This window comes from Rickettsia endosymbiont of Gonocerus acuteangulatus (genome assembly GCF_964026435.1).
Lineage (GTDB): Bacteria > Pseudomonadota > Alphaproteobacteria > Rickettsiales > Rickettsiaceae > Rickettsia.
On record NZ_OZ032147.1, the window covers coordinates 1,796,678 to 1,816,837 of the forward strand.

Sequence of the window (20,160 nt, forward strand, 5' to 3'; positions counted from 1 at the left end):
CTGTCAGTACCTTAATGACTTATGCTATACTCAACTCTGTTGGTAGAAACAGTAAATTTAAACAAATTAACATGCTTATTTTTAGCAAAGCCTTTTATATGAATCTCTACTCCATGCCTGATCTCTTCATCTGAAAATGTCAACTCTTTTACAGCTTTATAAGGTTTAGAATCGTGTGTTTTACTAACGTTTCTATTGGCTTTAATAGGGGCATAATAATATTTCCCCAGAGAGTCAACATGTTGCATAATTTTGTGTATAGAATACCATGTGTCAAAAAGTACTGTTTGAAAAGGAATCTTCTTGCTATAAACAGCATTATTTAACATGTTTAATAGGTGTTCTAGTTTTGTTGCTCCATCATGATCAGGTGCAAAAATTCGATAATCTATTACCCAAAACTTATTAATATCAGGGTTATAATATACCAGACTCACTACTCCTATACCTTTAGTAACTCTACCTGTAGCTCCACTGTACTGCGATCTTGCAACTTCTATTTGCTTCGTATTCCTTTTATTTAAAACCGTATCATCAAATATTGTATATCCATTAGATGAAAAAATAACATCATTCTTGATGTGTTCCCATAACAAAGAAGGTGTATATTTTTCATTCCTTAAAAATCTATTAATAACATCATGACTACATTTCTTTGCATGTTCAGCGTAGTAGGTTAAACTATAATTCTTTTGGCTAACTATTAAAAATTGACAATAATCTGTCCTATTAATTGGTATTGCTTGCAACTTTATCCTCTTTGACATGTTTAATTATTTTTACAATAATTTATCACTTTTTTACTCATAGCGTAAGTTTTGGTATTATTAGCTCTAGCAGATAGTAACAAATCTTTACTGAGTTTATTGTCAAACATGTTTAACCTTATATAGTGTCATGCCATGGTGGTGGTGTGGATCGAAAAACGCCTTATATGTCATTCCCGCGTAGGCGGGAATCCAGCATAAAGCGAGAGAAATTGAGCTTTTAGTTTTAAAACTTTTAGTTACTGAATTCCCGCCTACGCGGGAATGACATAAACCCCACTAAACCCCTACATTAAACACCTTAAAAATAAATACTAACTCTTCAGCTGTTTCTTTAAGATAGTCGAAACGACCGGCAGCACCTTTATGCCCCGTATCCATATTTGTTTTTAACAATAAGGGGTTATTATCAGTTTTGTACTCACGTAATTTTGCTACCCATTTTGCTGGTTCCCAATATCCTACACGTGGGTCTGATATACCGCAAGTAACAAATAGAGCAGGGTAGTTTTGTGCTTTAACGTTATCATAAGGCGAATAGGATTTGATATAGTCAAAATATTCTTTTTCTTTTGGGTTACCCCATTCATTATATTCTAAAAGAGTTAGTGGCAGAGTCTCATCAAGCATGGTGTTAAGGACATCGACAAATGGCACGTGAGCGACGGCTACTTTATAGAGTTCTGGTTTCTCATTAAGAACATAGCCGATTAACATACCGCCGGCACTACCGCCCATTATTACTATATTATTTTTACTTGTATATTTTTCTTGAATTAGGGTTTTTGAGCAAGCTATAAAATCTTCAAAAGTTCTTTTTTTATTTAAGAATTTAGCAGCCTTATACCAATCATGCCCAAGATCATCACCGCCTCTAATATGAGCAACTGCGTAAACAAAACCACGATCGCTAAGTGTTACTGCCATATTTCTAAAATTAACCGGCATTGCGATGCCATAAGCTCCATAACCCATTAAATATAAAGGATTTGAGCCATCTTTTTTAAATAGGGACTTTTTATAAAAGAGGGTGATGGGAACTTTAACGCCCTGATTATCTGCAAATATTCGCTCTACTTTATACTCATCAGGATTAAAACCAGATGGTATTTCCTGCTCTTTTAATATTGTTAGTTTATTACCATCAAAATCATAGCTATAAGTGGTACTCGGTCTTGCAAGAGAAGAGTAGTTTAAGCGTATATCGTCTTCATCGAAATTAGTGGAATAGCCGTTTGCTTGGAAGCTTTCGTCGGGAAAGGAAACAATTTTCTCTAAAGAGTTGCTAAATCGTTTTATTTTGACCAGCGGTAAGCCATTATCACGATAATTTAAAATAAGGTAATTTTCTGTGATATCAAAATCTTTCAAATATTTATCTTGTTCTTCCTTAATATAATCATTATGCCAGTCATCATTTTTAAAGTTATCTACCGGAACTTTGACTATACGGAAGTTTTTAGCTTTATAATTGGTTTTGATATAAAAATAATCCCCATGATGAGCTACATCATAAAATATATGACTCTCTAAAGGTCGTACTAATTTTGGCGTAAAGCTATCATCCTCCATAGAAATAGCATAAATTTCATTTTCATTATGATCACCTGTATTGATAAATAAATATTTGCGGCTACTAGATTTCTCACCACTAACAAAGTGAGCGGAGTTTTTTACTTCAAATATGAGCTTGTCATTTGTTGCATCCTCGCCTAAATGATGAAACATTACTTTATCCCAGCGTTGATTCTCATTGATAGTAATATAGAAAAAGCCCTTTAATTTCTCATGCCAAATTATAGTAGGAGCTACTTCTTTCACTATGTCAGATAAATATTTTTGTTCTTTGAGATCATATATTTTGATGTCATATTTTTCGCTGCCGGTGAAATCGACACTATAAGCCATTAAATTTTGATCAGGTGATATTGCAACTTCGCCAACATCTGTAAAGCCAGTATTTAAAAGATTAACGTCTAATATTATTTCTTCAGGAGCATTTATATTTTTATATTTTCGGCAATATATCGGATAGTTTTTATCTGCTTCTACTCGATGGTAATAGTAATAATCATTTTTCTTAGTGTATGGGGATGTATCATCTAGCTTAATGCGTCCTTTTAATTCTTCAAAAATCTTTTCCTTATCATCTTGTAAATCAGCAAAAAAATGCTCGGTATATTTATTTTCAGCTTTTAAATGATCTAGGATTTTATTATCTTGTACATCTGGCCATTTAGGATCACGCAGCCAATGGTAATAATCATTATTATAGTTTTGTTTGTCAGCAATAGGTGGTTTCATATTTTTATAAGTGTTATAGGGTTGGAGCTTTGATGTCATTCCCGCGTAGGCGGGAATCCAGTCACTAAAAAGTTTAAATACGTTAAATTTCTTAAATTAAAAGCTCGATTTATCTCACTTTATGCTGGATTCCCGCCTATGCGGGAATGACATTGAATACTAAAATCAGGCTAATTAACATCAATATTATAATAAATATAGCAGTTTGACCATTATGCCAAGCAGATATTTTACTTAAAACATCTTGCCAGAAAGCTTTGAAATTAAAATATTCATCTTTCTCTATTTCATCACTTTTTGCTTCTTTATATTTGGTAATACTGAAGTAAGTAATTTTTTGTATATAGCGGTATAGATCAAGGTTAATATTTTTTGTTGAAATGCGTGGCAATGAGCGGAGTAGCAAAGCTAAGAATAGTGCAATTAAGATAATTGATAAGTTATTACTTACACTAGAAATTTGAACAGGATAAAATGCACATATTCCTAAGGTGATAAGGCAGGAGGTTAGGTATAACAACGGTACGACAGTACTGGATTCCCGCTTTCGCGGGAATGACATTAATCTCATTTCTAAAGCCAAGCTAAATAATATAGTGCAGGTTGCTATTTTAAAGAAAATCATAATGTAGTTTTCGTTTAAAGCATTTACTAGTTCTAATTTTATATAAGAAGAATTAATAGGAAGTATAGAGCCATATATTAATATGGTAAGTACAAATCCAATTAATAAAATAGGATTATATTTAGTAGTTTTAAGGTCTTGGTAATTTTTAATTTTGTTTGAATCTTCTATAATAGCAAAATATAAAGCAAATACTCCGTTATATAATATATGCATAAATATAAAAATTGGAATGAGATATAAGGTTCTAGGAGAGTTTAATCGGATGGCTGCTAAAATAAAACCAAGCTGCGAAACGGTAAGGTAACATATTAATTTTCGGAGATTTTTTTCTATTAAAGCAAATATTAAACCATAAATAATCATAGCTAGACCGAAAAACTTAAGTATCTCAAGACCGCTAAATAATTTAAATATGGTGATTAATGCGATTTTAGTAGTAAAACTAAGTAGGTAAATCATCCCATTACTTGAAGCTTTAGGATAACAATTAACTACCCATCCGTTGAAGAAAATAGTTGAAGCATTAATTAAGCAGCCTGCAAGTATTAATATTGCCGGTAATTCAGAATTATATATCGCTGTTGTTAATGGAGTAAAAGCTATATTAGCTGTTTTGTCAATTAACAAGCTCATGCCAATTAGAATTAATCCGCTGCTAAATAAATGAGTTAAGAAATATTGCCTAGTATGTTTTACACTACGACTTCCTATAAAAATAATTATGCAGGCAAAAATTGTCATAAATTCTAACGAAATTATCATAGAGATAAAATCGCTTGAAAATAAGCAAGTAAGAGATGAAAGACAATATAAACTACCAATTAAACTTTCAAGTTTTCTATTTTGAGAAATCGCATATAAATTTGCAATAGCGGTAATTAGTAAAAACGCTACTGCTATTAATTGATTTTGCGTGCTAAAGTCGAACACTAGCTCAAAATTAGCAAGAAAAAATGATAGTTTAGTATTTTGAAACATTTTAATCTTTAAGCGAAACTGTTAATACTTCTAGTCCAGGAATTCTTTTAAAGTCTTTTGTATTTAGGGTAAGAATAGGGTAATTATGAGTTATTGCTGTCGCTGCAATTAATAAATCATTAGTATCAATAGTTATATGCTTTTTATATAAATTATCTATAATTTTTGCATATATACGTGCTTCTTCCTCTTTAAAAGGTAACACTGTAAGTTGAAAATTCAAGGACTAAGTAGAACAAAACCTATAAATTTTCTGCCCAAATTTCATTGGGGGTTTTATAACCAAAAATCTTTCTTGGCATGTTATTTAAAATCTCAGCAACATTGTCAAGACCTCTTTGTGTAACGGTAGTAATATCTGTATTTTTAGGTAAAATTCTATGAATCATAGAATTCATTTTTTCCACTAATGCTTTTTGTCTAGGGCGGTATGGATCACAAAAGAAAGTTTGAAACCCAGATAGTCTATAGGCAACATGCCCCACAAACTCTTTGCCATTATCCATAGTAATAGTCTTTCTCACACTATTTGGAAGAGTTTTTATCTTTCTTAAAAAACCATTGGTAACTGTTGTAGCTCTCTTGGAGTTATTCAGCACTAAAATAATCTTTTGACTCTTTTTATCCACCAGTGCACCAATATTCATACTTTGATTACCTTTATGAAATGTAAGATCTGCCTCAAAATTCCCTACTTCTACCTTTTTCGTAGCTATTGCATCACGCTGATGTATTGAGATCCTTTGTGGTATAATGATCCTTTGACGCCTCTTCCCTCTTTCTTGCCTTTTATATCTTTTAGAAGGTAAATAGCTATATAACTTTAATTTAGCTGCTACTACAGAAGTGTAAACAAATCTATATATACTTTCTGTACTGATACACAAAGCTGTATTTTTGTCTAGTTTTAACTTTCCGGCTATAGCATCCGGCGACCATTTCTTGCGAATCATAGCATTTTTAATATAATCTAACAACATAGGGTTCTTTTCTATTTTTAATAACTCTTGCTGATACATCCTGTTTTCATATTTTTCCTGAGCAACACAAGGCATATACTTATCTTTTACCTTATTTCTTTTTAGCTCCATACTAATAGTGCTTTTAGACCTCGTAAGATGTTGTGCTATCTTATTAATACTGACTCCTAGGTCATACATTCTTTTTATCTCATATCTCTCTTCTCGAGATAAGTGTCTATATTTTCTGTTCATCATTACCTATTTAAAATCTTATTATTTTAAATAGGTTCTGTTCTACTTACTTATAGTATTTTCAATCATACTCCTAAGTTGTAAACCTTCAGATTTGATCTGACATATTAAGATTGAAATTAGATGAGTTTGTGGGTATGTAGATAACTGAGAAGTTATATATCAAAACTTACGCTATGAGTAAAAAAGTGATAAATTATTGTAAAAATAATTAAACATGTCAAAGAGGATAAAGTTGCAAGCAATACCAATTAATAGGACAGATTATTGTCAATTTTTAATAGTTAGCCAAAAGAATTATAGTTTAACCTACTACGCTGAACATGCAAAGAAATGTAGTCATGATGTTATTAATAGATTTTTAAGGAATGAAAAATATACACCTTCTTTGTTATGGGAACACATCAAGAATGATGTTATTTTTTCATCTAATGGATATACAATATTTGATGATACGGTTTTAAATAAAAGGAATACGAAGCAAATATAAATTGCAAGATCGCAGTACAGTGGAGCTACAGGTAGAGTTACTAAAGGTATAGGAGTAGTGAGTCTGGTATATTATAACCCTGATATTAATAAGTTTTGGGTAATAGATTATCGAATTTTTGCACCTGATCATGATGGAGCAACAAAACTAGAACACCTATTAAACATGTTAAATAATGCTGTTTATAGCAAGAAGATTCCTTTTCAAACAGTACTTTTTGACACATGGTATTCTACACACAAAATTATGCAACATGTTGACTCTCTGGGGAAATATTATTATGCCCCTATTAAAGCCAATAGAAACGTTAGTAAAACACACGATTCTAAACCTTATAAAGCTGTAAAAGAGTTGACATTTTCAGATGAAGAGATCAGGCATGGAGTAGAGATTCATATAAAAGGCTTTGCTAAAAATAAGCATGTTAATTTGTTTAAATTTACTGTTCCTACCAACAGAGTTGAGTATGTTGTTACCAATAACAAAACTCACAAATCTTCTAAAGCTGCACAAGATGAGTGTGGCTTTCGATGGGTAATTGAGAGCATGCACAGAGAAATTAAGCAACTTACTGGGATAGAACGTTATCAATGCAGGAAACAGCGTATTCAACGTAATCATATTAGTTGGGCATTTTTAGTTTGGGCATTTCTCAAAAGGACTGCAAATACAATCGGTAAAACGGTTTACCAAATAAAGTTAGGGCTTTTAGATGACTATATGCAACAACAGCTGCGTTCTCCATCTTTACGATATTTAGAACCAAACATAGCGTAAGTTTTGTATAAAAATCAATTAATAGGAAAAATATGTCAAACTATGATCAAAAAATAATCAAACCTAAATTAGGATTATTAGAACTTGCAAAACAACTAGGCAGTGTTAGGCACTGCGTGTAAAGTAATGGGCTATTCAAGAGATAGCTTTTACCGATTTAAAGAACTGTATGAGACAGGAGTAGAAGCTGCACTTACAGATATAAGTCGTAAGAAACCTATACTTAAGAATCGTGTATCAGAACATATAGAACAAGCAGTAATAAATCTTGCTATAGAAAATCCTGCTCTTGGTCAGCTTCGTGCGAGCCAAGAGTTATTGAAACAGGGTATTATAGTATCATCCAGTGGGGTACGTTCTATTTGGCTACGCAATGATCTCGAGACTTTAAAGAAAAGACTCAAAGCTTTAGAAGCTAAATCTGCACAGGATGGTATCTTGTTACAGAAGAGCTGAAAATACTATAAGTAAGTAGAACAGAACCTATTTAAAATAATAAGATTTTAAATAGGTAATGATGAACAGAAAATATAGACACTTATCTCGAGAAGAGAGATATGAGATAAAAAGAATGTATGACCTAGGCGTCAGTATTAATAAGATAGCACAACATCTTACGAGGTCTAAAAGCACTATTAGTATGGAGCTAAAAAGAAATAAGGTAAAAGATAAGTATATGCCTTGTGTTGCTCAGGAAAAATATGAAAACAGGATGTATCAGCAAGAGTTATTAAAAATAGAAAAGAACCCTATGTTGTTAGATTATATTAAAAATGCTATGATTCGCAAGAAATGGTCGCCGGATGCTATAGCCGGAAAGTTAAAACTAGACAAAAATACAGCTTTGTGTATCAGTACAGAAAGTATATATAGATTTGTTTACACTTCTGCAGTAGCAGCTAAATTAAAGTTATATAGCTATTTACCTTCTAAAAGATATAAAAGGCAAGAAAGAGGGAAGAGGCGTCAAAGGATCATTATACCACAAAGGATCTCAATACATCAGCGTGATGCAATAGCTACGAAAAAGGTAGAAGTAGGGCATTTTGAGGCAGATCTTACATTTCATAAAGGTAATCAAAGTATGAATATTGGTGCACTGGTGGATAAAAAGACAAAACTTACGCTATGTTTGATATAATGCCCATGAATTAAGGGATATTATGAAGTGCTTCACTATAAAACATTGCTGTGTAATAAAAGTTTTTAGCATATTTGCTATAACATAGCGTAAGTTTTGAAGAGTCAAAAGATTATTTTAGTGCTGAATAACTCCAAGAGAGCTACAACAGTTACCAATGGTTTTTTAAGAAAGATAAAAACTCTTCCAAATAGTGTGAGAAAGACTATTACTATGGATAATGGCAAAGAGTTTGTGGGGCATGTTGCCTATAGACTATCTGGGTTTCAAACTTTCTTCAAAACTTACGCTATGTTATAGCAAATATGCTAAAAACTCTTATTACACAGCAATGTTTTATAGTGAAGCACTTCATAATATCCCTTAATTCATAGGCATTATATCAAACATAGCGTAAGTTTTGTCTTTTGTGATCCATACCGCCCTAGACAAAAAGCATTAGTGGAAAAAATGAATTCTATGATTCATAGAATTTTACCTAAAAATACAGATATTACTACCGTTACACAAAGAGGTCTTGACAATGTTGCTGAGATTTTAAATAACATGCCAAGAAAGATTTTTGGTTATAAAACCCCCAATGAAATTTGGGCAGAAAATTTATAGGTTTTGTTCTACTTAGTCCTTGCATTTTCATCATACTTATTCTAAATTTATGTTGATACACCTTTTCTCCATAACACCTTTGTTCTATAATGCTCCATCCATACTCTTTGCAAGCATTATCCTCTATTCCAGATTCATCAAGATATACTAATTTGTCTTTTGTGATGGTTTGTATCTTTGCTATAAATTCATTTCTTAATTTAACAAAACTTACGCTATGTTTGGTTCTAAATATCGTAAAGATGGAGAACGCAGCTGTTGTTGCATATAGTCATCTAAAAGCCCTAACTTTATTTGGTAAACCGTTTTACCGATTGTATTTGCAGTCCTTTTGAGAAATGCCCAAACTAAAAATGCCCAACTAATATGATTACGTTGAATACGCTGTTTCCTGCATTGACAACGTTCTATCCCAGTAAGTTGCTTAATTTCTCTGTGCATGCTCTCAATTACCCATCGAAAGCCACACTCATCTTGTGCAGCTTTAGAAGATTTGTGAGTTTTGTTATTGGTAACAACATACTCAACTCTGTTGGTAGAAACAGTAAATTTAAACAAATTAACATGCTTATTTTTAGCAAAGCCTTTTATATGAATCTCTACTCCATGCCTGATCTCTTCATCTGAAAATGTCAACTCTTTTACAGCTTTATAAGGTTTAGAATCGTGTGTTTTACTAACGTTTCTATTGGCTTTAATAGGGGCATAATAATATTTCCCCAGAGAGTCAACATGTTGCATAATTTTGTGTGTAGAATACCATGTGTCAAAAAAAGTACTGTTTGAAAAGGAATCCTTGCTATAAACAGCATTATATTTAACATGTTTAATAGGTGTTCTAGTTTTGTTGCTCCATCATGATCAGGTGCAAAAATTCGATAATCTATTACCCAAAACTTATTAATATCAGGGTTATAATATACCAGACTCACTACTCCTATACCTTTAGTAACTCTACCTGTAGCTCCACTGTACTGCGATCTTGCAATTTCTATTTGCTTCGTATTTCTTTTATTTAAAACCGTATCATCAAATATTGTATATCCATTAGATGAAAAAATAACATCATTCTTGATGTGTTCCCATAACAAAGAAGGTGTATATTTTTCATTCCTTAAAAATCTATTAATAACATCATGACTACATTTCTTTGCATGTTCAGCGTAGTAGGTTAAACTATAATTCTTTTGGCTAACTATTAAAAATTGACAATAATCTGTCCTATTAATTGGTATTGCTTGCAACTTTATCCTCTTTGACATGTTTAATTATTTTTACAATAATTTATCACTTTTTTACTCATAGCGTAAGTTTTGTTAATATCTCTTTTCGGATGAAAATGAGTTTTGTTTATAGCTATAGCCAAGTTTTCTGATTTGTCTTAAAATAGTTACAGATGCAATATTACCCCATTGCTTTGCTAACTCCTTTGATGTTTTATTCATATTAGCTTTAAAAAATTCTTTAAAAGATTCTGAATCTTTTATCTTATGACTATGTCCTTTCTGATAACCAGTTGCTGCTTCTAAAGTACCTTGCTTATCTTTTAATTTTTTCCATTTATATATAGTATCACGACTTACATTAAATAATTTACTTACCTTACTTATTCGTATCCCTGCTTCTACAGCTTTTATAACTCTTAGTCTTAGTTCTATTGCATATGCTCGTGCCATATCTCTTTACATGCTTGTTAATATTTGCTTACTATAACATGATACTCTCGCTCTGTCAGTACCTTAATGACTTATGCTATATCTCTCTTCTCGAGATAAGTGTCTATATTTTCTGTTCATCATTACCTATTTAAAATCTTATTATTTTAAATAGGTTCTGTTCTACTTACTTATAGTATTTTCATCACAACTATTACCAATTTCTATGCTTACCCAATATTAAAGTATCAAAGGTATAATTATATTTCTTCCAAGCTCCATCTAGCTTTAGGGCAGAAGTTTAAAGGGGTAAATAGTTCATTGTTATAACGCTCAAGCCCTGCATAAGCAATCATTGCAGCATTATCGGTACAAAGCTTTGTGGGAGGATAAATAAGTTGGTAGCCATGTATTTTGGTACGATTACTTAATATTTCGTGCAAATATTTATTAGCGGCTACTCCGCCGGCTATCACTATATTCTTATTAGGGGTATGTGTTATTTGTTCATAAGCTTTAATAGCCTCTAATATCTTACTGCTTAAAATTTCTCCTATCGTAAACTGAAAGCTTGCTGCTATATCGTTAATTATAATATCGTTAATCTCTTGTAAACTCATTATTAAAGTACGCACTGCCGTTTTAAGTCCTGAGAAAGACATATTACAATCGCCACTATTAATAATTGGCTTTGGGAGTTTATATTTATAAGGATCGCCAAGCTTTGCCCTTTTTTCGATTTTAGGACCACCTGGGAAAGGCAAGTCAAGCATCTTAGCTACTTTGTCAAAAGCCTCACCTACTGCATCATCGATAGTACTGCCAAGAATCTTATATTTTCCAAGCCCAAGTACTGCTACAAATTGACAATGCCCACCAGAAGCTAGCAAAAGCAAATATGGGTATGGGATATTATCGGTCAATCTTGCAGTTAATGCGTGTCCTTCTAAATGATTTACTGCAATAAAATGCTTATTTAAAACGCTAGAGAGGGACTTTGCAAACATTGATCCGACTATAACGCCGCCAATTAAACCAGGTCCTGAAGTTGCAGCTATTGCCGTAATTTTATCTAAGCTAGTATTGCTTTCAAGTAAAGCCTGCTTCATAGCTTTTTCAAGATTAGCTAAATGAGAACGTGCGGCTATTTCCGGCACTACTCCCTTATAATCTGCATGTTCTGTATTTTGTGATATGACTATATTCGATAAGATTTCCCTATCTTCAGTTATTATAGAAACACTAGTATCATCACAACTTGATTCAATTCCTAAAATTTTTTTCATTTGAGTTTTTGTAAAAAAGTCGTTTTAAAGTTTTTATTTGCTTCAAAATCATTCATTGTTCGCTTTAATCTCTTAGCATTTTTAGGGCTTTTTAATAAATATAAAGTTTCTTTTTCAGCATTTATGCAACGACAGTTTTCTTTGCCGAGGGGTGACAGTTTTTTTTGCCGGTTATGGTGGTAGTGTATTGCTCATCCCAATCTCCTTGTTATCTATTGTATTACTTCAGTTTTAAATTGTCAAAACTTACGCTATGAGTAAAAAAGTGATAAATTATTGTAAAAATAATTAAATATGTCAAAGAGGATAAAGTTGCAAGCAATACCAATTAATAGGACAGATTATTGTCAATTTTTAATAGTTAGCCAAAAGAATTATAGTTTAACCTACTACGCTGAACATGCAAAGAAATGTAGTCATGATGTTATTAATAGATTTTTAAGGAATGAAAAATATACACCTTCTTTGTTATGGGAACACATCAAGAATGATGTTATTTTTTCATCTAATGGATATACAATATTTGATGATACGGTTTTAAATAAAAGGAATACGAAGCAAATAGAAATTGCAAGATCGCAGTACAGTGGAGCTACAGGTAGAGTTACTAAAGGTATAGGAGTAGTGAGTCTGGTATATTATAACCCTGATATTAATAAGTTTTGGGTAATAGATTATCGAATTTTTGCACCTGATCATGATGGAGCAACAAAACTAGAACACCTATTAAACATGTTAAATAATGCTGTTTATAGCAAGAAGATTCCTTTTCAAACAGTACTTTTTGACACATGGTATTCTACACACAAAATTATGCAACATGTTGACTCTCTGGGGAAATATTATTATGCCCCTATTAAAGCCAATAGAAACGTTAGTAAAACACACGATTCTAAACCTTATAAAGCTGTAAAAGAGTTGACATTTTCAGATGAAGAGATCAGGCATGGAGTAGAGATTCATATAAAAGGCTTTGCTAAAAATAAGCATGTTAATTTGTTTAAATTTACTGTTCCTACCAACAGAGTTGAGTATGTTGTTACCAATAACAAAACTCAAAAATCTTCTAAAGCTGCACAAGATGAGTGTGGCTTTCGATGGGTAATTGAGAGCATGCACAGAGAAATTAAGCAACTTACTGGGATAGAACGTTGTCAATGCAGGAAACAGCGTCTTCAACGTAATCATATTAGTTGTGCATTTTTAGTTTGGGCATTTCTCAAAAGGACTGCAAATACAATCGGTAAAACGGTTTACCAAATAAAGTTAGGGCTTTTAGATGACTATATGCAACAACAGCTGCGTTCTCCATCTTTACGATATTTAGAACCAAACATAGCGTAAGTTTTGTTACAGGTCCCATCAAATATTATTGGGGCAATAATATCTTTGACACACAGCCCAGCAATCATACTAATCCGTGATTTATGTTGATAGACCTTTTCACCATAACATCTTTGACCGATAATGCTCCACCCGTGTTCTCTACAGCTATTATCTTCTATCCCAGACTCATCGATAAATACTAAATCTTGTTTATCTATAGTTTTTAGTTTCAATATAAACTCATTCCTTAGACCAATATCCCTTTTGGGATGAAGAAAAGTTTTTTTATAACTATAACCTAATTTATTAAGCAATCTTGATATCGTACTTGCAGATACTTTTTGACTCCAGTTATTAGCTAGCTCCATGGTGGTTTTATCAAAATTTAATTCTATAAATTTTTTAAATCCCTCTATGTCTCTTATTATTCTACGATGTCCTGTATGATAACCACTTTTTGCTTTGACATCCCCAGTTTGTTTCTTTAATTTTTTCAACTATGCAATGACAGATATTATTGCCGAGGGGTGACAGTTTTCTTTGCCGATAATAAAATAGACATCTAAACAAATTAATTAGTTGCAAAGATGTCTGGGAAAAGAATAACACACCAACAAGTAAAGGTATATATGACATTAAGAAAAGCAGGTTTAAACCAAGTTATTGCATCAGCTAAAGCAGGATTTTCAGAACGTACTGCTAGAAATATAGAAAGAAGAGGGCTACCACAAAAACAATATAAAAAAGTTTCTAAACGTATTAATGATCCTTTAGACAAAGTGTGGGAACCAATTATAGTGCCTTTATTAGAACAAATACCACATTTAACATCATTAACATTATTAGAATATCTACAGGATCATCATCCTGGAGAATATCCGGATAGTATATTAAGAACTATGCAAAGACGTGTTAGTAAGTGGAAAGCACTACATGGTCCGGAGAAAGAAATTGTTTTTCGTCAGTTACATGAACCGGGACATCAATGTTTATCAGATTTCACTGTCTTAAAAGGTATTAATATTACAATTAAAGGTCAGGTATTTCAGCATATTTTATATCACTTTCGCTTAGCTTATAGCAATTGGTCTTTTATGAAAATTATTCAAGGTGGAGAGAGCTTTACTGCTTTATCTCAATCACTACAGGATGCTTTATGGAAGTTAGGTGGCTGCCCACGTGAGCATAGAACAGATAGTTTATCAGCAGCTTTTAAAAATCTCTAATAAAAGTAATCCCCGCCGCAAGCAGCGGGGTATTTTAGAAGAAAGCTAGCTGATGATCCTCATGCAGTTTCTGATATTCCTTGCCTTGGTTTTTTACGTATTTTCCTATCATATTCTCATTTCCATGCTTACCTACCGTACTCGTAAAATATCCATCAGTCCAAAATTCTCCACCCCATAATTGTTTCTTTACCTGTGGACACTGTCTAAATATTTGACGAGCTGTAACACTTTTAATTGTTGTTACTATTTTTGTTACGCTATAGGTTGGTACAGATTGTACCAAAAAATGGACATGATCTTCATCAACCCCTATTTCTAAAAATTTTATTTGATATCTCTTTTCTATCTCTAAACATATTTCTCGTAATACTTGATCAACTGATACGTCAAACACTGCTCGGCGATATTTTGCTGGAAATACCATGTGATACAGCAGTACCGTAACATTATGACTTTTATGTATATATTTGCTCATTCCGCCATATTACGCCGCAAGCGGCGGGGAATATACCCAAAAGAGATTCAAATAGTGAAGAAGATATAACTAAAAGTTATGAAGCAATATGTATCCATTATGGTATGATTGCTACCAGAAATAATCGAGGTAAAGGACATGAACATGGCAGTGTTGAAGCAGCACATGGGCATCTCAAAAGAAGGTTAGAACAAGCTCTTTTACTCCGTGGTTCATATGATTTTAAATCAGTTGAAGAATATCAAGATTTTATAGATGTGATAGTTCAAAAACACAATAACCGTCATGAAGCACAACTTAATATTGAGCGACCTTATTTACAATTACTACCTCAAAAAAGAACGATTGATTTTACTGAGATCACTGCAAGGGTAACAACGTCTAGTACTATATCGGTACAAAAAGTTATGTATACTGTACCATCACGTTTGATTGGTCAGCAACTGAAGATTCATATTTATGATAGTTATCTTGCATGTTATTTAGGTGCTGATCATGTATTAAATCTAGCAAAAGTAAGAGTTGATAAAAATAAAAAATGGCAAAGATCTAGATGTATTAATTACCGCCATTTAGTAAATGCTTTGATAAAGAAGCCTGGAGCATTTCGTGGTTCTATTCTACGGGATGATATTTTACCAAATGAGACATATAAAAACATTTGGAATTTGATTAATCAGCATTGTAAGCCAAAGCATGCGAATAAATTAATGGTAGGTATTTTAAAGTTAGCTGCTGATTATGATTGTGAACTGGCACTAGGAGAATTGGTGCTGTCATCTCTTTCTAAAGGTCAGATACCTTCTTTGAGTTTATTGCAAATACGTTTTCAATCTTGTAGTAATAATCCATTATTACCACCTATAGGAGTAACACAACATTCGCTACAAACATATGATCATCTTTTATCTGTGTTTGCTGTAGGAGGTTGTTATGCATGATTCTGCAACTTTACCAATTCTTCTAAAAGAATTAGGATTATTGACTATACTTGAGACATGGGAAAACTTTTTAGAGAAGGCACAAATTGAAGGATGGAGTTATAATAAACTGTTTTCTATTCTTTTAGAACAGGAGGTAGAGACACGTCATAGGAAAAAAGTACAAGCTTATAGCATAAATCATTAAGATACTGACAATTTAATAGTATTAAAAACAGCATCATAAAATGTTTCAAAATCTCCTACAACTTTCCTAATTTCATTTTTTATCTTAAACCAGTAATGCTCTATAGGATTTAAATCAGGAGAGTAAGTTGGTAAATACAATATGGTACAACCAACGGATTCAATGAACTCTTTAACTTTAGAATTTTTATGAAAATTAATGTTATCCATAATAACGGTTTGCCCAGGTTGTAATTCTGTAATTAATACATCCCTAATATAAGTTTTAAAGACCTCTGTATTACAATTACCTTCAAATATTACAGGAGCAATAAGATTACCATTACAAAGACCAGCTATCATACTTATTCTAAATTTATGTTGATACACCTTTTCTCCATAACACCTTTGTCCTATAATGCTCCATCCATACTCTTTGCAAGCATTATCCTCTATTCCAGATTCATCAAGATATACTAATTTGTCTTTTGTGATGGTTTGTATCTTTGCTATAAATTCATTTCTTAATTTAATATCTCTTTTCGGATGAAAATGAGTTTTGTTTATAGCTATAGCCAAGTTTTCTGATTTGTCTTAAAATAGTTACAGATGCAATATTACCCCATTGCTTTGCTAACTCCTTTGATGTTTTATTCATATTAGCTTTAAAAAATTCTTTAAAAGATTCTGAATCTTTTATCTTATGACTATGTCCTTTCTGATAACCAGTTGCTGCTTCTAAAGTACCTTGCTTATCTTTTAATTTTTTCCATTTATATATAGTATCACGACTTACATTAAATATACAAAACTTACGCTATGAGTAAAAAAGTGATAAATTATTGTAAAAATAATTAAACATGTCAAAGAGGATAAAGTTGCAAGCAATACCAATTAATAGACAGATTATTGTCAATTTTTAATAGTTAGCCAAAAGAATTATAGTTTAACCTACTACGCTGAACATGCAAAGAAATGTAGTCATGATGTTATTAATAGATTTTTAAGGAATGAAAAATATACACCTTCTTTGTTATGGGAACACATCAAGAATGATGTCAAAAATTACGCTATGTTTGATATAATTCCTATAAATTAAAGGATATTATAAAGTGATGCACTGTAAAAACATAGCTTTGTAGTAAGGGTTTTTAGCATATGTGCTATAACATAGCGTAAGTTTTGATGTTATTTTTTCATCTAATGGATATACAATATTTGATGATACGGTTTTAAATAAAAGGAATACGAAGCAAATAGAAATTGCAAGATCGCAGTACAGTGGAGCTACAGGTAGAGTTACTAAAGGTATAGGAGTAGTGAGTCTGGTATATTATAACCCTGATATTAATAAGTTTTGGGTAATAGATTATCGAATTTTTGCACCTGATCATGATGGAGCAACAAAACTAGAACACCTATTAAACATGTTAAATAATGCTGTTTATAGCAAGAATATTCCTTTTCAAACAGTACTTTTTGACACATGGTATTCTACACACAAAATTATGCAACATGTTGACTCTCTGGGGAAATATTATTATGCCCCTATTAAAGCCAATAGAAACGTTAGTAAAACACACGATTCTAAACCTTATAAAGCTGTAAAAGAGTTGACATTTTCAGATGAAGAGATCAGGCATGGAGTAGAGATTCATATAAAAGGCTTTGCTAAAAATAAGCATGTTAATTTGTTTAAATTTACTGTTTCTACCAACAGAGTTGAGTATGTTGTTACCAATAACAAAACTCAAAAATCTTCTAAAGCTGCACAAGATGAGTGTGGCTTTCGATGGGTAATTGAGAGCATGCACAGAGAAATTAAGCAACTTACTGGGATAGAACGTTGTCAATGCAGGAAACAGCGTATTCAACGTAATCATATTAGTTGGGCATTTTTAGTTTGGGCATTTCTCAAAAGGACTGCAAATACAATCGGTAAAACGGTTTACCAAATAAAGTTAGGGCTTTTAGATGACTATATGCAACAACAGCTGCGTTCTCCATCTTTACGATATTTAGAACCAAACATAGCGTAAGTTTTGTATAGTATCACGACTTACATTAAATAATTGACTTACCTTACTTATTCGTATCCCTTTTTCTACAGCTTTTATAACTCTTAGTCTTAGTTCTATTGCATATGCTCGTGCCATATCTCTTTACATGCTTGTTAATATTTGCTTACTATAACATGATACTCTCGCTCTGTCAGTACCTTAATGACTTATGCTATATCTTAGGAAAGCACACTTACCACCTGGTAAATCTTTAACCACTTTTGATTTTAGTCAAGTACAGCCACTGAATAAAGCTAAGATAGAGGAATTAGCTTTTAATACTGCCTGGATAAAGAGATCAGAAAATCTTTTAATCTTCGGTCCGTCTGGAGTAGGCAAAAGTCACTTAGCGGCTGCAATAGGATATGCTTTAGTGGAGAAACATGTTAAGGTATTATTTATATCTACTACTAAACTAGTACAGCTTTTACAAGCTGCACGTAAAGAGTATAGATTACCAAATGAACTGACCAAATTAGATAAGTATGATGTTATTATCCTTGATGATATTGGTTATGTACGTAAAGATGAAGGAGAAACACATGTATTGTTTGAGTTGATTGCTCAACGATATGAATCTGGTAGTATGATTGTAACTGCTAACCAACCTTTTAGTCAGTGGGATAGCATTTTTACTACTAATTCTATGACTGTAGCAGCGATTGATAGGCTCATTCATCATGCTACAATTTTAGAAATTCAATCAGATAGTTATAGAAGAAAAAGTGCATTACTAAAACAAGTAGAGGATAATAAATAGTATGATAACTAATTGTATTAATGATCATAATGATACAGTAATCTATACTACTACCAATGAGCCAATGATGCCTGCTAGATTATATTATAAGGTCCACAATGAAGATTTATTAGTCAGGGCTTTAAAAAAGCTAAAGTGTATAGGATTTGAGAGTAAAAAGCATTTTGTATTATTGTATTATAAAGAAGCTAAAAACTTGAATTTAGAGGTACATTATCAAGATGTACCAGAAGAGTGTTATCCCGTAGTCTTAGCAACTGGATGTATTAAGCAAGGCTCTATATTACACTTAGACTTAAAATCGTTACAAAGAGCAGTATGCATAATAGATTTTTTAGGAAAGCACATACCCCCAACCATTATGGAAATTACTAGTTTTGCTCATTCTAATAAACTAACTGTAATCCAGAATAGCCAAGAGATACAAGAACTATTAGATCAGAATTTTGATCATATTTTTCTTGATAGTAATATTCATAATATTAATCATGTGATAAATCTAAATGATGCAGTAGGAAAAGAAATATTAGCCAGCTCTCCAGATAAAGCAATGGTGAATGAATCATTAGCAATGTTCATGCCATATGTTGAAGAAGAAGATATAGCTAATTATCCTGAATTTGAAAGGATATCAATACATTATAATAGGCAAAAACATGATAATTTAATTGTATGGTTATCAATAAGGGCAGTGATAAAGGAATTAGTTGCTATAGCATAAATCATTAAGATACTGACAATTTAATAGTATTAAAAACAGCATCATAAAATGTTTCAAAATCTTCTACAACTTTCCTAATTTCATTTTTTATCTTAAACCAGTAATGCTCTATAGGATTTAAATCAGGAGAGTAAGTTGGTAAATACAATATGGTACAACCAATGGATTCAATGAACTCTTTAACTTTAGAATTTTTATGAAAATTAATGTTATCCATAATAACGGTTTGCCCAGGTTGTAATTCTGTAATTAATACATCCCTAATATAAGTTTTAAAGACCTCTGTTGTCATTGTCAATTAAAAAGGGACCAGTAAATTGCACGAAAAAGGAACCACTATATTTAAAAATTTTTATGCCATATTACCTCCAGATTTATAGTTATTAATACGATAACTTTTACCTTTTATGTTTAGTATATGAGCATGATGTACCACTCGATCAATAATTGCATGAGTTAATACTTCATCAGCAAATATTTCATTCCATTTTTCAAAATCCTTGTTTGTGGTAATAATGGTAGATTTATTTTCATATCGTTTAGCAATAATATTAAAAAAGTCTTCTACTGAATGTTTTGGCAATTGCTTAAACCCGAGCTCATCAAGAATTAATAAATCAAACGATAGGAGTAAATA

Annotated in this window: 25 protein-coding genes and 4 pseudogenes; 13 read left to right on the top strand and 16 right to left on the bottom strand. The window is 31.9% G+C overall.

Features of this window, described 5'->3' with window-relative positions; translation table 11 throughout:
- Positions 1 to 11: 11 nt before the first annotated feature.
- The 5 genes from AAGD55_RS11105 to AAGD55_RS11125 all read right to left on the bottom strand — a co-directional run bounded on the left by AAGD55_RS11105 (position 12) and on the right by AAGD55_RS11125 (position 5,894).
- A complete protein-coding gene (locus AAGD55_RS11105; RefSeq protein WP_341791503.1) occupies positions 12 to 767 on the bottom strand; it encodes a transposase in 756 nt (251 codons plus the stop codon).
- Between the two features lie 279 nt (positions 768 to 1,046).
- Positions 1,047 to 3,071: a S9 family peptidase gene (locus tag AAGD55_RS11110; protein ID WP_341792595.1), complete on the bottom strand. Its 2,025-nt coding sequence runs from the start codon at positions 3,069 to 3,071 to the stop codon at positions 1,047 to 1,049.
- Between the two features lie 136 nt (positions 3,072 to 3,207).
- A complete protein-coding gene (locus AAGD55_RS11115) occupies positions 3,208 to 4,677 on the bottom strand; it encodes a proton-conducting transporter membrane subunit (RefSeq protein WP_341791504.1) in 1,470 nt (489 codons plus the stop codon).
- Between the two features lies 1 nt (position 4,678).
- Positions 4,679 to 4,900 carry a PIN domain-containing protein gene (locus tag AAGD55_RS11120; RefSeq protein WP_341791505.1) on the bottom strand — a complete coding sequence of 74 codons (222 nt, stop codon included), beginning with the start codon at positions 4,898 to 4,900 and terminating at the stop codon, positions 4,679 to 4,681.
- A 19-nt stretch (positions 4,901 to 4,919) separates the two neighbouring features.
- A complete protein-coding gene (locus AAGD55_RS11125) occupies positions 4,920 to 5,894 on the bottom strand; it encodes an IS30 family transposase (RefSeq protein ID WP_341791506.1) in 975 nt (324 codons plus the stop codon).
- A 214-nt stretch (positions 5,895 to 6,108) separates the two neighbouring features.
- On the opposite strand from AAGD55_RS11125, the gene AAGD55_RS11130 reads away from it, so the two are divergent.
- From AAGD55_RS11130 to AAGD55_RS11155, 6 genes and pseudogenes are all read left to right on the top strand, one after another.
- Positions 6,109 to 6,381 carry a hypothetical protein gene (locus AAGD55_RS11130; protein ID WP_341791507.1) on the top strand — a complete coding sequence of 91 codons (273 nt, stop codon included), beginning with the start codon at positions 6,109 to 6,111 and terminating at the stop codon, positions 6,379 to 6,381.
- Between the two features lie 57 nt (positions 6,382 to 6,438).
- A complete protein-coding gene (locus AAGD55_RS11135) occupies positions 6,439 to 7,158 on the top strand; it encodes a transposase (RefSeq protein ID WP_341791508.1) in 720 nt (239 codons plus the stop codon).
- A gap of 32 nt (positions 7,159 to 7,190) precedes the next feature.
- Positions 7,191 to 7,611, top strand: a pseudogene (locus AAGD55_RS11140) (helix-turn-helix domain-containing protein); the annotation flags it as partial.
- Positions 7,612 to 7,672: 61 nt separating this feature from the next.
- Positions 7,673 to 8,299, top strand: a complete 627-nt coding sequence (locus AAGD55_RS11145; protein WP_341791509.1) for an IS30 family transposase — start codon at positions 7,673 to 7,675, stop codon at positions 8,297 to 8,299.
- Positions 8,300 to 8,395: 96 nt separating this feature from the next.
- The gene (locus tag AAGD55_RS11150; RefSeq protein WP_341791510.1) at positions 8,396 to 8,599 is read left to right on the top strand and encodes a hypothetical protein; all 204 of its coding nucleotides are present in this window, start codon (positions 8,396 to 8,398) and stop codon (positions 8,597 to 8,599) included.
- 141 nt (positions 8,600 to 8,740) lie between these two features.
- On the top strand, positions 8,741 to 8,905 hold the full coding sequence (locus tag AAGD55_RS11155; protein WP_341791511.1) for a hypothetical protein: 165 nt from the start codon (positions 8,741 to 8,743) through the stop codon (positions 8,903 to 8,905).
- 28 nt (positions 8,906 to 8,933) lie between these two features.
- On the opposite strand, the pseudogene AAGD55_RS11160 reads toward AAGD55_RS11155, so the two are convergent.
- The 5 genes and pseudogenes from AAGD55_RS11160 to tsaD form a co-directional block, all read right to left on the bottom strand.
- Positions 8,934 to 9,107: pseudogene (locus AAGD55_RS11160) on the bottom strand (IS630 family transposase); the annotation flags it as partial.
- A gap of 8 nt (positions 9,108 to 9,115) precedes the next feature.
- Entirely contained in the window at positions 9,116 to 9,646 is a 531-nt protein-coding gene (locus AAGD55_RS11165) for a transposase (RefSeq protein WP_341791512.1), read from the bottom strand.
- Positions 9,547 to 10,167, bottom strand: a complete 621-nt coding sequence (locus tag AAGD55_RS11170) for a hypothetical protein (protein ID WP_341791513.1) — start codon at positions 10,165 to 10,167, stop codon at positions 9,547 to 9,549. The genes AAGD55_RS11165 and AAGD55_RS11170 overlap by 100 nt, the downstream gene beginning before the upstream one ends.
- A gap of 54 nt (positions 10,168 to 10,221) precedes the next feature.
- Positions 10,222 to 10,581, bottom strand: coding sequence for an IS630 transposase-related protein (locus tag AAGD55_RS11175; protein WP_341790906.1), 360 nt, complete (start codon positions 10,579 to 10,581; stop codon positions 10,222 to 10,224).
- Positions 10,582 to 10,820: 239 nt separating this feature from the next.
- A complete protein-coding gene (tsaD, locus tag AAGD55_RS11180) occupies positions 10,821 to 11,846 on the bottom strand; it encodes a tRNA (adenosine(37)-N6)-threonylcarbamoyltransferase complex transferase subunit TsaD (protein ID WP_341791514.1) in 1,026 nt (341 codons plus the stop codon).
- A 294-nt stretch (positions 11,847 to 12,140) separates the two neighbouring features.
- Between tsaD and AAGD55_RS11185 the strand changes: the two genes are divergently transcribed.
- On the top strand, positions 12,141 to 13,190 hold the full coding sequence (locus AAGD55_RS11185) for a transposase (protein ID WP_341791515.1): 1,050 nt from the start codon (positions 12,141 to 12,143) through the stop codon (positions 13,188 to 13,190).
- On the opposite strand, the gene AAGD55_RS11190 is transcribed toward AAGD55_RS11185, so the two are convergent.
- Complete coding sequence (locus AAGD55_RS11190; protein WP_341791516.1) at positions 13,130 to 13,669, bottom strand: transposase; 540 nt, start codon at positions 13,667 to 13,669, stop codon at positions 13,130 to 13,132. The two genes, AAGD55_RS11185 and AAGD55_RS11190, sit on opposite strands and share 61 nt — an antisense overlap.
- Positions 13,670 to 13,801: 132 nt before the next feature.
- Between AAGD55_RS11190 and AAGD55_RS11195 the strand changes: the two genes are divergently transcribed.
- Entirely contained in the window at positions 13,802 to 14,398 is a 597-nt protein-coding gene (locus AAGD55_RS11195; protein ID WP_341791517.1) for a hypothetical protein, read from the top strand.
- Positions 14,399 to 14,432: 34 nt separating this feature from the next.
- On the opposite strand, the gene tnpA is transcribed toward AAGD55_RS11195, so the two are convergent.
- Positions 14,433 to 14,876 (bottom strand): IS200/IS605 family transposase, encoded by a 444-nt coding sequence (gene tnpA, locus AAGD55_RS11200; RefSeq protein WP_341790826.1) that lies wholly within the window; start codon positions 14,874 to 14,876, stop codon positions 14,433 to 14,435.
- Positions 14,877 to 14,980: 104 nt separating this feature from the next.
- Here tnpA and AAGD55_RS11205 point away from each other — a divergent pair, with 104 nt between their 5' ends.
- Both AAGD55_RS11205 and AAGD55_RS11210 read left to right on the top strand, forming a co-directional pair.
- Complete coding sequence (locus AAGD55_RS11205; protein ID WP_341791518.1) at positions 14,981 to 15,817, top strand: hypothetical protein; 837 nt, start codon at positions 14,981 to 14,983, stop codon at positions 15,815 to 15,817.
- On the top strand, positions 15,810 to 16,004 hold the full coding sequence (locus tag AAGD55_RS11210) for a hypothetical protein (protein ID WP_341791519.1): 195 nt from the start codon (positions 15,810 to 15,812) through the stop codon (positions 16,002 to 16,004). The genes AAGD55_RS11205 and AAGD55_RS11210 overlap by 8 nt, the downstream gene beginning before the upstream one ends.
- Here the strand turns inward: AAGD55_RS11210 and AAGD55_RS11215 are convergent.
- A pseudogene (locus AAGD55_RS11215) lies at positions 16,001 to 16,787 on the bottom strand (IS630 family transposase); the annotation flags it as partial. The gene AAGD55_RS11210 and the pseudogene AAGD55_RS11215 sit on opposite strands and share 4 nt — an antisense overlap.
- A 451-nt stretch (positions 16,788 to 17,238) precedes the next feature.
- Between AAGD55_RS11215 and AAGD55_RS11220 the strand changes: the two are divergent.
- A complete protein-coding gene (locus tag AAGD55_RS11220) occupies positions 17,239 to 18,021 on the top strand; it encodes a transposase (protein ID WP_341792596.1) in 783 nt (260 codons plus the stop codon).
- Here the strand turns inward: AAGD55_RS11220 and AAGD55_RS11225 are convergent.
- Positions 18,001 to 18,138 carry a helix-turn-helix domain-containing protein gene (locus AAGD55_RS11225; protein ID WP_341791520.1) on the bottom strand — a complete coding sequence of 46 codons (138 nt, stop codon included), beginning with the start codon at positions 18,136 to 18,138 and terminating at the stop codon, positions 18,001 to 18,003. The two genes, AAGD55_RS11220 and AAGD55_RS11225, sit on opposite strands and share 21 nt — an antisense overlap.
- Positions 18,139 to 18,211: 73 nt before the next feature.
- On the opposite strand from AAGD55_RS11225, the gene istB reads away from it, so the two are divergent.
- Entirely contained in the window at positions 18,212 to 18,802 is a 591-nt protein-coding gene (gene istB / locus AAGD55_RS11230; protein WP_341791521.1) for an IS21-like element helper ATPase IstB, read from the top strand.
- A gap of 64 nt (positions 18,803 to 18,866) precedes the next feature.
- Complete coding sequence (locus AAGD55_RS11235) at positions 18,867 to 19,523, top strand: hypothetical protein (RefSeq protein WP_341791522.1); 657 nt, start codon at positions 18,867 to 18,869, stop codon at positions 19,521 to 19,523.
- 4 nt (positions 19,524 to 19,527) lie between these two features.
- Here the strand turns inward: AAGD55_RS11235 and AAGD55_RS11240 are convergent.
- Together AAGD55_RS11240 and AAGD55_RS11245 are read right to left on the bottom strand one after the other, a co-directional pair.
- Positions 19,528 to 19,806, bottom strand: a pseudogene (locus tag AAGD55_RS11240) (transposase); the annotation flags it as partial.
- A 69-nt stretch (positions 19,807 to 19,875) separates the two neighbouring features.
- Positions 19,876 to 20,106 (bottom strand): ATP-binding protein, encoded by a 231-nt coding sequence (locus tag AAGD55_RS11245; RefSeq protein ID WP_341791523.1) that lies wholly within the window; start codon positions 20,104 to 20,106, stop codon positions 19,876 to 19,878.
- Positions 20,107 to 20,160: the final 54 nt, after the last annotated feature.